Here is a 13,293-nt window from a genome sequence, read left to right on the forward strand (position 1 = left end):
ATACATCTAAGCCGATATAATTCAGTAAAGTCGATGGATTGGGCAATGGCAATGCAACAATTGCCCGGGAATAATTGAAAAGGGAGATTAAGATGAACGAAGGAAAAATACTATGGAAAAACAGGCTTTCAGTAAAAATTCCAGTTACAATGGCAATTATAATTTTAATTGTCATTGCTGCAATGTGTTCCTGTTTAAGTCTGCTGACGGGCAGAACCGTAACTAAAATGACGGAAAAAGAGCTGAATTATATTGCAGATGAAAATGCCAAAGAAGTGCGGTCGTATTTGGACAGCATGCTGGTATTTTCCCAGGCATTATCTTTAGAAGTGCAGAGATATCAGACACTTAATGCAGAAGAAGCAAATAAAATGCTGCAAAAATCTTTGCAGGGAGTATTAAATAATGACAAGATATTTTCAGCATATTTTGCTTTTGAACCAAATAAATTTATGCCGAATACACCAAAAGGACTTTCTTATTATGCCTTCCGTGATGGTTCCGGCACAGGATTTGATGTTTTAAATGATTATGATACATATGGAAATGCAGATTATTATTTGCCTGTAAAAACAAATTTATCTATTCATGTAACAGAACCATATGAATATCAGCTTTCTACAGGTGAAAAAGTTTGGCTGATTACATTGAGCTGTCCAATTGTAAGTGAAAGCGGTGAATTTTTAGGAGTTTCAAACTGCGATATTGATATGTCCAGTATTGCAGGATTAAGTTACGCAGACGGAGGATATAAGACTTCATACAGCTATATTGTTACAAGCAATGGAACTTGTTTGGCGCATACAGCAGATAAAGGAATCGTTGGCAGCGTGCCCCGGTCTGTTTCAGATTATGAAGCGATTATGAAGGCAGTAGCAAGCGGAACGTCGGCAACAGATAAAATCAAGAATTCCTATTCTAATGGGAAGACGGCATTGGCTATTCATAAAGCCCTTAATTTAGATGGGACTGATGTTAAATGGTCCAGTGCTTTTGTGGTGAATGAAAGTGAGGCCATGGGTTCCGTAACAAAGATCACTTTAGCATTAGCTGGTATTGGTATGATTGGTTTAGCTGTACTGATACTGGTCAGTGTTGTGACGCTAAAGAAAGGCCTTGCTCCGGTGGATTCTGTCATGGGGCTTGCAGAAAAGATGAGGAACGGCGATCTTTCTCACAGCAATGGGGACGTAATTTATAAAAAAGATGAATTAGGACTGTTAGCTAACATCTTTTCGGAGACTTCGGAGGTATTGGGCGGCTATATCAACGAAATTTCAGGGGTGCTTGAAAATGTGGCTTCAGGCAATCTGAATATTTCAATTGAAAGGGACTTTATAGGAGATTTTAATAAAATCAAGCTTGATTTATGCCGTATTTTAGATTCGCTAAATGATACCTTCAGCGAAATGAGAGTAGCGGCTGAACAGGTGGCAACCGGTGCAGAACAGTTTTCTGACGGTTCCCAGTCCCTGAGCCAGGGGTCAATTGAACAGGCAAGTTCAGTAGAAGAACTTTCTGCCAAGATCATGGAGATCACCAATCAGGTCAAGGAAAGTGCAATGTACGCCAATAATGCCAATAATAAGGCTGAGAGCGTTGGAACAGAGTTGGTAAACAGTAATAAACAGATGAATGAACTTCTTAAGTCCATAGGTGATATCACTGAAACCTCCAGCCAGATCGGAAATATCATAAAGACGATTGAAGATATTGCATTCCAGACTAATATACTGGCTCTTAATGCAGCGGTTGAAGCTGCCAGGGCCGGAGAAGCAGGAAAAGGATTCGCAGTTGTTGCGGATGAAGTGAGAAATCTTGCGTCAAAGAGTGCAGAAGCAGCTAAGAATACTACCGTTTTAATTGAAAGTTCTCTTCATTCCGTACAGGAGGGGGCTAAATTTGCTGAGATTGCAGCGGCTTCACTTGGAAATGTTGTGACGGGGGCCAGAGAAATTATTTCGGATATAGCTGAAATTTCAGAAAAAACAGAGGTGCAGTCTTCCTCTTTAGAAGAAGTTACAACGGGCCTTGAACAGATTTCAAGTGTTGTTCAGACCAATGCGGCCATCGCTGAGGAAAGCGCTGCTACCAGTCAGGAATTATCGGCACAGGCCCAGTTACTGAAAGAGCAGATTGCAAGATTTATAATAAAGAAAAAGGTCTTTTAATAAAATATCTCATTGAGAGTATATAGACGGCAGGTTTGCACAGGATTATGATGACTGTGTAAACCTGCTTTTTATATAGGTATTGGGTATGAATACTATAAACTCGTTCAGGAAATATTATAAAGTCAATTAGTATAAAAAGCAGGTTTATTTCTTCCGGATGACAGAGATAAGTTGTGCAAAATCCTGAAAAATATTAAGAAATAATATTTCTTGAATAAACTTATTGACGAAATAAAGTAATCGTATTATATTATAGGAGAGGGAAGAAATAAAATTTTATAGATAAAAGGAGAGGTGACATATGATTTACACCGTAACATTTAATCCGGCATTGGATTATGTCGTAAGGGTAGATCACTTCACACTTGGAGCAGTCAATAGAACTGAGCAGGAAAGCATCTATTATGGGGGAAAAGGACTGAACGTATCTGCGGTTTTATCGGCTTTGGGGTATGGAAATACCGCACTGGGCTTTGTGGCAGGGTTTACCGGAGAAGAAATTGAACGGGGAGTCAAGGGCCTTGGGTTTCAGTCGGATTTTATCCGGGTTGAAAAGGGGCTGTCCAGGATCAATGTGAAGCTTAAATCCCAGGAAGAGACAGAGATCAACGGCATGGGTCCTGAAATTACCGGAAAAGACGTAAAGCAGCTTTTTGAAAAGCTGGACCGTCTGACGGCCGGAGATGTGCTGGTCTTATCCGGCAGCATTCCCAAATCCATTGACGATGACATCTATGAGCGGATCATGAAGTCTCTGGACGGAAGGGGAGTCCGTATCGTGGTGGATGCAACAAAGGATTTGCTTATTAATGTACTTCCTTACCATCCCTTTCTCATTAAGCCAAATAATCATGAGTTGGGCGAGATGTTTGGCGTAACCCTTCATGGCCCGGAGGAGATCATCTGCTATGGAAAGCGCCTTCAGGAAAAAGGCGCCGGAAATGTACTGATTTCCATGGCAGGAGACGGAGCCATCCTGATTACGGAAGAAGGGGACGTGTTCCGGATGGGAGTGCCAAAGGGAACAGTGAAGAATTCTGTGGGAGCAGGAGATTCCATGGTGGCCGGATTTATTGCAGGTTACTTAGAAAACGGCAGCTATAAGCACGCCCTGCGCTTGGGAAGTGCAGCGGGAAGTGCCAGTGCCTTTTCAGAGGGACTTGCAGGCAGGGAAGACATTATGAGACTGTATGAAGAATTATCAAAGGAGGGGTTTTGATGAGAATTACAGAATTGCTGAAAAAGGAAAGCATTGAACTGGGAGTAAAGGTTTCCGGCAAGGAAGAGGCTATTGACAGGCTGGTGGGCTTAATGGAAGCCGGCGGAAGGCTTAAGGATAAGGCCGGATACAAGGAAGGGATTCTGGCAAGGGAAGCCCTGGGGAGTACGGCAGTAGGTGACGGAATCGCCATTCCCCATGCAAAGGTAGCGGCAGTAAAGGAGCCGGGCCTTTCCGCCATGGTAGTGCCGGGGGGCGTGGATTATGAAGCTTTTGACGGCTCCCTTGCCCATTTGATCTTCATGATCGCAGCACCGGAAGGAGAAGCGGATGTTCACCTGGAGGCATTATCCAGGCTTTCCACTCTTCTCATGGACCCGGATTTTAAGAACGATTTAATGAAAGCCCAATCAAAGGAAGAATTTTTACGTCTTATTGACGATAAGGAATCAGAACGGTATCAAAAGAAAGAAGAAAAAACAGAACCTGGGGCAAAGGCCCCCACCGGATATCAGGTTTTGGCAGTGACTGCATGTCCTACGGGAATTGCCCACACCTTTATGGCGGCTGAGAACTTGGAACAGCAGGGGAAGAAGCTGGGAATAGCGCTTAAGGCGGAGACCAACGGAGCAGAAGGCGCCGGCAATGTCCTGACAAAGGCTGAGATTGCAGCAGCGGACGGAATCATCATAGCTGCGGATAAGAAGGTGGATATGGCCCGTTTTGACGGAAAGCGGGTGGTTATGGCCACTGTAACGGAAGGCATCCAAAAGGGAGAAGAGCTGATCAAAAAGGCGGTCAGCAAAGAGACTCCTGTTTATCATCATTCCGGGTCTGCTTCCTCATCAGAGGAAAGGGAACAGGAACATGTGGGCCGCTCCATCTATAAGCATTTGATGAACGGCGTTTCCCACATGCTTCCGTTTGTTATTGGCGGCGGTATTTTAATTGCTCTGGCCTTCCTGTTTGACGATTATTCCATTGATCCTTCTAATTTTGGTAAGAACACTCCTTTGGCTGCTTACTTAAAGACCATTGGAGAGCAGGCATTTGGAATGATGCTTCCTGTTCTGGCAGGATACATTGCTATGAGCATTGCAGACCGTCCCGGCCTGGCTGTGGGATTTGTCGGCGGGCTTATTGCTAAAATGGGCGCCACCTTTGCAAACCCGGCAGGGGGAAGCGTGAACTCAGGCTTTCTTGGAGCTTTGTTAGCCGGTTTTATCGGCGGGTACATTGTGATCATGCTAAAAAAGGCATTCAGCAAGCTTCCAAAGTCCCTGGAAGGAATCAAACCTGTTCTTTTATATCCGCTCATCGGTATTTTACTAGTCGCCGTGGTAACCACCTTTATCAATCCTTTTATCGGCGCTATTAACGATGGAATTACGGGCCTGTTAAACGGTATGGGCGGTACCAGCAAGATCATTCTGGGCGCTGTGGTCGGCGGCATGATGTCCGTGGATATGGGCGGTCCTGTGAATAAGGCTGCTTATGTGTTTGGTACGGCACAGTTGGCGGAAGGCAATTTTGATATTATGGCGGCTGTTATGGCCGGTGGTATGGTTCCGCCTATTGCTGTTGCTCTCTGCACCACATTTTTTAAAAAGAAATTTACGGAAAAAGAGCGCCAGTCAGGCCTGGTCAACTATATTATGGGATTGTCCTTTATTTCTGAGGGAGCCATTCCCTTTGCAGCCGCTGACCCGATCCGTGTAATTCCTTCCTGTATCATAGGTTCTGCAGTAGCAGGCGGTCTTTCCATGGCTCTTGGCTGTACCCTTCGGGCGCCTCATGGAGGTATCTTTGTCCTTCCTACCATTGGAAATCCTTTTGGATACCTGATAGCCATTATCGTTGGTTCTGCTGCAGGCTGCCTTATATTAGCAGCGTTAAAGAAGAATCTGGAAACAGAATAAGGTATTTAAGGCGCCCCGGCATTGCGGCTGGGGCGCTTTGCTGCATTCTGGAAATGGGTGGATTTTTTTCCGGTTATGTTTTATAATCTTAAGAAGCAGGATTGAATCGTCAAAGAAAGGGGTTAAGCAGTAAGGATAACAGGAAGGAGAAAACGATGTATAAATGCTGTATATTTGATCTGGACGGTACCATTATTGATACCATTCATTCCCTGGCTTACAGCATCAGCCTGACCATGGAGCATTTTGGATATGGGCCGGTTGATGTGGATCACACCAAAAAATTTGTAGGCGATGGATTTAAAAAGCTGGTTGAACGGGCCCTTATTTATTCGGGAGATGAGAAACTGACCCATTATGAGGAAGCCCTTGCATTTTATGAGGATACCTTTGAGAAAAACTGCCTTTACAAGGTGGAGCCATACGAAGGGATGCCAGAGCTTTTGAAGTTTCTTAAAGATAAGGGAATCAAGATCGGGGTACTTACCAACAAAGGCCATGAACGGGCCGTTGAATGCGTGGAAGCTGTTTACGGCAAGGGATTTTTTGATTTAATTACCGGAGAGGGCAATGGGGTCAAATGCAAGCCTGATCCCTCGGGAGCCTTTATGACAGCAGAGCACTTTCACGCAAAGCCTTCGGAATGCCTTTATTTTGGAGATACCAATACGGATATGAGGACAGGCATTCATGCCGGAATGGATACAGTGGCCGTAACCTGGGGCTTTCGTGACCGGGCGGAGTTAGAAGCATTTCATCCCAGATACATGATTGGACATCCCGATGAGATTAAGCATGTTTTTGAATAAAATTTAAAAATAATGGGAAATTAAGGAGAGATATGTAAAAGTATCTCTTCTTTTTTTATTTGGCAAAGTGGGAGGAACTATGGCGAATCACTTAAAATGGGGATTGATTATGATAGCGGCTGTCTGGGCTGCGTTAATAGGGACTATGCTGGGATATACCTGGAACATCATGCATATGCCCCAGAGGGTACCAAATATTCAGATACCTCAGATGCAAAATCCGAATATAAGCATTGAGACCCAGGAAAAAATGGAGGGCTACTGGACCGTGGCGGTGTTTGGCGTGGATTCCAGGGAAGGAACTCTGGGAAAGGGTACCAGGTCGGATATGCAGATGATCCTTAATGTAGATCTTGGTACAGGAGAAATCCGTCTGGTTTCTGTTTACCGGGATACTTATTTAAGGATCGATGATAAGGAGCGGTATGATAAGATCAATGAGGCATATTTTAAAGGAGGCCATATACAGGCCATTGAAGCTTTAAGGGAGAATTTGGATTTAAGCATTGATGATTATGCATCATTTAGCTGGAAGGCTGTTGCTGATGCCATCAATCTTCTGGGCGGGATCGATGTGGATATCAGCCATGAAGAATTCCGGGTGATTAATGGCTTTATCACGGAAACTGTGGAATCTACAGGTGTAGGCTCCCATCATTTAAAGCAGGAAGGCATTAACCACTTAGATGGGGTCCAGGCAGTTGCCTATGCAAGGCTCAGGAAAATGGATACGGATTTTAAGCGTACCGAGCGGCAGAGAGAGGTGGTGGACCTGGCACTTAATAAGGCCAGGGAAGCGGATGCGGCAACCTTAACGAAGGTAGTTACCGCTGTGCTTCCCCAGATATCCACCAGCATCGGTATGAAGGATATGCTTCCCCTGATGAAAAATGTAAAAAGGTTTCATCTGACTGAAACGGAAGGCTTTCCGTCAAAGCTTAAGGATGTGATGATCGGAAAAAGAGACTGTGTTGTTCCTGTGACTCTGGAGTCAAACGTAATAAGGCTTCACCAGTTTTTGTTTGATGAAGAAAACTATGAGCCTTCCGATACGGTAAAGGAGATCAGCAGACAGATCGAGCTTCGGATAAAAAATAAGGGTTAAAAGGGTGTTTGGCCTGTAAAGGGCAGAGGGTAGTTTCTCCTCTTATGTCTTTTACAGGCCTTTTCCTGTTCAAATAAAAAACTGTCCTTTTCCTTCCGTTTAAAATGTGCTATACTATGCAAATGGAATCAGATAGGAGATGAAAAATGAATAAAAACAGCTTAAAAAAACTCCTGTTTTTATGCCTGGCCATTCCTTTTGCAGCCGTGGCCTTATGGGGATGCAGCAGAAATGACAGGCCCTCTGATACGGGAGAGCATAAGCTCAAGGTCGTGACGACCCTGTTTCCATACTATGATTTTACAAGACAAGTAGCCGGTGACAAAGTCGAGCTGACCATGGTAGTTCCGGCAGGAATGGACAGTCACTCGTTTGAGCCAACTCCTGCAGATGTACAGATCATCCGGGAGGCAGATGTTTTAATATGCAACGGGGGAGCCCTGGAACACTGGCTATCCCAGGTTCTTAATGCGGTTGATTCCGGTTCCATTACCGTTATTACGGGAATGGACTATGTAAATACGGTACAGGAAGAACTGGTGGAAGGGATGGAAGAGGAAGAGCACCTGCACCAGGAAGACGGGGATGACCATGACGGGGAGATAGAATACGATGAGCATATCTGGACGTCCCCTGTAAATGCCATGACTCTGGTGGAGGCCATCCGGGATACCCTTACGGAAAAGGATCCTGAAAACCGGAGTTATTATGAAGAGAGAGCAAAGGCCTACCTTGATAAGCTTAAAAAGCTTGACGGAGAGTTTTGCAGGGTGGCAGAGAATAAAAAACGGGATATGATCGTTGTGGGAGATAAATTTCCTTTCCGTTATCTGGCGGATGAATATGGCCTGTCCTACCGGGCAGCGTTTTCCGGCTGCAGCACGGATACGGAACCAAGTGCCAGAACCATTGCCTATCTTATCGATAAAATGCGCTTAGAACAGATTCCGGTGATCTATTACCTGGAGCTTTCCAGCCACCGGGTGTCTGAGATCATTGCAGAAGAGACAGGGGCAGAACCCCTTTTGCTTCATTCCTGCCACAATGTTTCAAGGCGGGAGTTTGACAGCGGTATTACTTATCTTGATCTTATGGAGCAGAATGTGATTAATTTAACAAGAGGATTGGATGAATGAGCCCATTAATACAATGCAGTCATGTGGATTTTGGATATGAGAACCAGGATGCTGTGGTGGATGTGACTATGGACGTTAATCCAGGGGAGTATGTCTGCATCGTGGGAGAGAACGGTTCCGGAAAGAGCACTTTGATGAAGGGGCTTTTAGGGCTGTTAAAGCCTACGAACGGTGTTATATCCGTGTCTGATGAATTAAAAAAAAGCGGGATCGGCTATTTGCCTCAGCAGACTGCAGCCCAGAAGGATTTCCCGGCAACGGTTTATGAAGTGGTCTTATCCGGCTGTTTAAGCCGCAGAGGAATCTGGCCCTTTTATTCAGGGATGGAAAAAAGGCTTGCGGTTCAAAATATGGAACGGCTGGGAATTAAAGCCCTTGCCGGAAAATGCTACCGGGAGCTGTCAGGGGGCCAGCAGCAGAGAACCCTGATTGCAAGGGCTCTCTGCGCCACTGATAAGCTTCTGATCATGGATGAGCCTATCACAGGTCTTGACCCCTCTGCTATAACGGAATTTTATGAGATAATCCGCAAATTGAACCGTGAGGAAGGGGTTGCCATTCTGATGGTATCCCATGATATCGCCAATGTAGTGAAGCAGGCGGATAAGATCCTTCATTTAAAACGGGAGGTCCTGTTTTACGGACCCACTGAGGAGTATTTAAAAAGCAATGCAGGATTTATTGATACAGGAGGTGCGTAAAGATGGGAATAATCGGTGAAATGCTGTCCTATCCGTTTCTGGTAAGGGCCCTGGCAGGAGGAATCCTGGTTTCCTTATGCGCATCCTTATTAGGCGTCAGCCTGGTGCTGAAACGGTATTCCATGATTGGTGACGGACTGTCTCATGTCTCCTTTGGAGCCCTGTCCTTTGCGGTGGCCTTTGGCTGGTCCCCTTTAAGGATATCTGTGCCGGTGGTGGTGGTGGCCGCATTTTTCCTTCTGCGCATCACAGAGAATGGAAAGATAAAAAGTGACGCAGCCATTGCCATGATATCTGCCGTTGCCCTGGCAGCAGGCATTATCATCACCTCCATGACAACAGGAATGACAACGGATGTGAGCAGCTATATGTTTGGAAGTATACTGGCCATGAGCAAAGAGGATGTCCGTTTAAGCGTGATCCTGTCCTTTCTTGTGCTGGGCCTGTTTTTGATTTGCTATAATAAAATCTTTGCTGTGACCTTTGACGAAAGCTTTGCAAGGGCAACGGGAGTGAGGGTATCCTGGTACAATGTTCTGATTGCGGTTTTAACCGCAGTTACCATTGTTCTGGGAATGAGGATGATGGGAGCCATGCTGATTTCCAGCCTCATTATTTTTCCGTCCCTTACCTCCATGCGTGTGTTTAAAAGCTTCCGGGGAGTGGTTATATGTTCAGGGATTTTGTCGGTCGTGTGTTTTGTGATCGGTATAATGGCCTCCTACCGTTACTCCACCCCGGCGGGAGCCAGTGTGGTAATGGTGAATTTGGCGGCATTTCTGGTTTTCTCAGCTGCAGGCTATGGGGTAAGAATGAGCCGGGCCGATAAAAAAGCGGGCCACAGGACCGCAGGAAAAGAGGAAAGTCAGTGAGATGAACATGGAAGAAAAACAATTAAAGCGCGCCAGACGGCACGTAAGCCAGACGCAGTTTATTGCTTATGGATTTTTTTGTCTGATCATGACAGGAGCCCTTCTTTTGATGCTTCCGATTTCCAGCAGGGATGGGCAGTCTGAAGATTTTTTAAGCTGTCTGTTTACCGCTACCAGCGCCTCCTGCGTGACAGGACTGATTGTCAGGGATACCTGGACCCAGTGGTCCTTGTTTGGACAAATGGTGATTATGACGATGATACAGATCGGAGGTCTTGGATTTGTAACGGTGGGCGTGTTTATATCCATTGTGCTCAGACGGAAGATCGGATTAAAAGAGAGAGGGCTTTTGCAGGAAAGCGTCAATACCTTGCAGATCGGCGGTGTTGTAAGGCTGGCAAAAGGGATCATAAAAGGAACTGTTCTCTTTGAAGGAACAGGAGCCATCCTTCTGGCCCTTCGTTTTATTCCCAAATACGGGTTCTGGCGAGGAATGTTTTATGGCATTTTCCACTCCATATCAGCCTTCTGCAATGCAGGATTTGATTTAATGGGACATCAGGCGCCCTATAGTTCCTTTGTCTCCTATTATGACGACTGGCTGGTGAATCTGGTCATTATGTCCTTGATCATCATAGGCGGTATCGGTTTTATCGTATGGGAAGATATATATAAGAACAAGCTTCACTTTAAAAAATATATGCTGCATACCAAAATGGTTTTGGTGAGCACTGGGGTTCTGGTTTTTGGAGGCGGATTCCTTTTCTATCTGCTGGAAAGGAATAATCTTTTGGTGGGGATGAATGCCAGCGGGCAGATTTTAACGTCCATGTTCAGTTCTGTAACAGCCAGAACAGCCGGTTTTAATACCACCGATACAGCGGCGCTGACCGATGGAAGCAAGCTGCTCACCATAATCCTCATGTTCATCGGAGGAAGTCCCGGGTCAACGGCGGGAGGAATTAAGACTACGACGATCTTTGTCCTTCTTATGTGCGTACATTCCAATATCAAGCAGACCTACGGGGTCAATATTTTCGGAAGGCGTCTGGAAGAGACGGTCATTAAGCGGGCAGGCGCTATTTTGACAATCAACCTGTTTTTGGCTCTTTCCGCAGCTCTTGCCATTATGGCCATTCAGCCTCTGGGATTTTCGGATATCCTGTTTGAAACGGCATCAGCCATCGGAACCGTAGGAATGACCACAGGCATTACCAGGGATCTTTATCCTGTATCACGGGTAATTATCATTATCCTCATGTACAGCGGAAGGATCGGAAGCTTGTCATTTGCCCTGGCATTTGCCCAGAGCCATCGTAAAGCCCATGTGGAACAAGTAGCGGAAACCATCAATGTAGGTTAAAGGAAAAGGAGTGAAATCATGAAATCAATATTAATTATTGGACTTGGCCGGTTTGGCCATCATCTGTGTCTTAATATGGCAAGACTTGGAAACGATGTCATGATCGTGGACCAGAAAGAAGAGTGTCTGGAAGACCTGCTTCCTTATGTGACCAGCGCAAAGATCGGTGACTGCACCAATGAAACGGTCTTAAAAAGCCTGGGAATAGCCAATTTCGATCTGTGCTTTGTATGCATCGGAACGAATTTCCAGAGCAGTCTGGAGATCACAAGCCTGGTCAAGGAGCTGGGGGGCAGGAGAGTCATCAGCAAGGCAAACCGTGATATTCATGCCAAATTCCTGCTGAGAAACGGCGCGGATGAGGTCATTTATCCGGACAGGGACATTGCAGAAAAGCTGTCTGTCCGCTACAGCACGGATCATGTGTTTGATTATATTGAGCTGACACCGGAATATTCTATTTATGAGATTCCTCCTCTTCCGGAATGGGTTCATAAGACCATAAGGGAAATGGATATCAGAAACCGGTATCATATCAGTGTCCTTGGAATCAAGCGGGAAGGCAGGGCCCAACTCATGCCGCCGGCAGATTATGTGATTCAGGCTCAGGAGCATTTGATGGTAATTGGAAAAAGAGAGCATATTGAGCATATATTAAAGGAACTAAAGTAAGGAAGCAATAGGAGGTTTGATATGCCTGCATGGTTAGCTTCTAATGGTTCAACGGTTTTAGCAGCCCTTGTCATTTTGGTGCTGGTGTGTATTTCAATCAGACAATTCATTAAAAATAAGGGGAAAAGCGGCTGCGGACATTGCGGCGGGTGCTGCAGCCATTGCAGCGGAGGCTGCGGTCAATCCGTCTTTGGAAATGCGGATGAGGAAAAGAAGGAATTATAAAGAGGAAAAGGCGGAAGGAGGATGCCCCTATGTTTTAGGGCATCCTCCTTCCGCCTTTTCTATTATTTTAAATCCAATTTTAAGTCTCCGAATTTAATCCAGCCGATTTTTCTAAGTATTTCACCAAAGAGCAGAGTGAGAAGGGCAGGGAGGATGAAGCAGACCATCAGGATTCCAAGCCACATGAATGTACCGCCTTTCATTGCAGTGTAAACTCCGATAGGGCCTACCAGGCCGCAGGTGCCCATGCCGGAGCCTGCCGGTATGTTTTTTAGCTGGAATACCATGGTTGCTATGGGACCGGTTATCATGGAAGCCAGGGTGGGGGCGATCCAGATCTTTGGATTCTTTACGATGTTTCCCATTTGCAGCATACTGGTGCCAAGGCCCTGGGCCATAAGGCCGCCTACTCCGTTTTCCCGGAAGGAGAGTACGGCAAAGCCGATCATCTGTGCACAGCAGCCTGCTGTGGCAGCACCTCCTGCCAGGCCGTCAAGGGATAAGGCGATGCAGATGGCAGCGCTGCTGATGGGCAGGGTCAGGGCGATGCCGATGAGAGCGGATACCAGGATTCCCATAAAAAGTGGCTGCAATTCGGTAGCTGTTTTCACAAGGACGCCAAACCAGTTCATGAAGCCTGCCACGCCCGGTCCTACGGATTGTGCTATAAGGACTCCGGAAATGATGGTTACTCCAGGTGTGACCAGAATGTCCAGCCGTGTTTCCTTTGAAACGATCTTCCCAAGCTCCGTGGCAACCACTGTTGCAGCAAGAGCGCCTACAGGTCCCCCCAGAGCATTGCCGGCAATCCCCACGGTTGCTGCGGAAAAAAGGACAAGGGCAGGGGCGTGAAGGGCATAGGCAATGGCAACGCCCAGGGCTGCTCCGGTGGCAGCTTTTGCGTAGTCCGCGATCACGTTAAAAATAGTGAGATTGAATTGCTGGCCCAGAGTACCGAATATGGTTCCGATCAAAAGAGACGCAAAAAGGCCAAATGCCATAGCACCCAATGCATCAATGAGATAGGTCTGGACAGTAATTGTGACGTTTTTCCTTTTCAGGAACTCTTTTACGCCGCATTTTTCCATAATAAAAATC

The 13,293-nt window shown here is 45.9% G+C and carries 12 protein-coding genes; 11 read left to right on the forward strand and 1 reads right to left on the reverse strand.

From position 1 onward, the window contains the following. Window positions 1–92: 92 nt before the first annotated feature. From ABFV83_RS04590 to ABFV83_RS04640, 11 genes are all read left to right on the forward strand, one after another. Window positions 93–2,171, forward strand: coding sequence for a methyl-accepting chemotaxis protein (locus ABFV83_RS04590; RefSeq protein ID WP_349947765.1), 2,079 nt, complete (start codon window positions 93–95; stop codon window positions 2,169–2,171). A 304-nt stretch (window positions 2,172–2,475) separates the two neighbouring features. Beyond that, window positions 2,476–3,393 (forward strand): 1-phosphofructokinase, encoded by a 918-nt coding sequence (pfkB, locus tag ABFV83_RS04595; RefSeq protein WP_349947766.1) that lies wholly within the window; start codon window positions 2,476–2,478, stop codon window positions 3,391–3,393. Next, complete coding sequence (locus tag ABFV83_RS04600) at window positions 3,393–5,312, forward strand: fructose-specific PTS transporter subunit EIIC (RefSeq protein WP_349947767.1); 1,920 nt, start codon at window positions 3,393–3,395, stop codon at window positions 5,310–5,312. Before pfkB ends, ABFV83_RS04600 begins: the two co-directional genes overlap by 1 nt. A gap of 155 nt (window positions 5,313–5,467) precedes the next feature. Further along, window positions 5,468–6,121, forward strand: coding sequence for an HAD family hydrolase (locus ABFV83_RS04605; protein ID WP_349947768.1), 654 nt, complete (start codon window positions 5,468–5,470; stop codon window positions 6,119–6,121). A 79-nt stretch (window positions 6,122–6,200) separates the two neighbouring features. After that, entirely contained in the window at window positions 6,201–7,226 is a 1,026-nt protein-coding gene (locus ABFV83_RS04610) for an LCP family protein (protein WP_349947769.1), read from the forward strand. 146 nt (window positions 7,227–7,372) lie between these two features. Beyond that, window positions 7,373–8,362 carry a metal ABC transporter substrate-binding protein gene (locus tag ABFV83_RS04615; RefSeq protein WP_349947770.1) on the forward strand — a complete coding sequence of 330 codons (990 nt, stop codon included), beginning with the start codon at window positions 7,373–7,375 and terminating at the stop codon, window positions 8,360–8,362. Continuing rightward, on the forward strand, window positions 8,359–9,063 hold the full coding sequence (locus ABFV83_RS04620) for a metal ABC transporter ATP-binding protein (RefSeq protein ID WP_349947771.1): 705 nt from the start codon (window positions 8,359–8,361) through the stop codon (window positions 9,061–9,063). The genes ABFV83_RS04615 and ABFV83_RS04620 overlap by 4 nt, the downstream gene beginning before the upstream one ends. Before the next feature lie 2 nt (window positions 9,064–9,065). After that, window positions 9,066–9,935, forward strand: coding sequence for a metal ABC transporter permease (locus tag ABFV83_RS04625; protein WP_349947772.1), 870 nt, complete (start codon window positions 9,066–9,068; stop codon window positions 9,933–9,935). Window positions 9,936–9,942: 7 nt separating this feature from the next. After that, entirely contained in the window at window positions 9,943–11,298 is a 1,356-nt protein-coding gene (locus ABFV83_RS04630) for a TrkH family potassium uptake protein (RefSeq protein ID WP_349948858.1), read from the forward strand. A gap of 18 nt (window positions 11,299–11,316) precedes the next feature. Further along, the gene (locus tag ABFV83_RS04635) at window positions 11,317–11,970 is read left to right on the forward strand and encodes a TrkA family potassium uptake protein (RefSeq protein ID WP_349947773.1); all 654 of its coding nucleotides are present in this window, start codon (window positions 11,317–11,319) and stop codon (window positions 11,968–11,970) included. Window positions 11,971–11,991: 21 nt separating this feature from the next. Then, window positions 11,992–12,195 carry a FeoB-associated Cys-rich membrane protein gene (locus ABFV83_RS04640; protein ID WP_349947774.1) on the forward strand — a complete coding sequence of 68 codons (204 nt, stop codon included), beginning with the start codon at window positions 11,992–11,994 and terminating at the stop codon, window positions 12,193–12,195. 62 nt (window positions 12,196–12,257) lie between these two features. Here the strand turns inward: ABFV83_RS04640 and ABFV83_RS04645 are convergent, their stop codons facing one another. Then, window positions 12,258–13,283, reverse strand: coding sequence for a PTS sugar transporter subunit IIC (locus ABFV83_RS04645; RefSeq protein ID WP_349947775.1), 1,026 nt, complete (start codon window positions 13,281–13,283; stop codon window positions 12,258–12,260). Window positions 13,284–13,293 lie beyond the last annotated feature (10 nt).

The sequence above is a fragment of the Lacrimispora sp. BS-2 genome (assembly GCF_040207125.1).
Lineage (GTDB): Bacteria > Bacillota > Clostridia > Lachnospirales > Lachnospiraceae > Lacrimispora.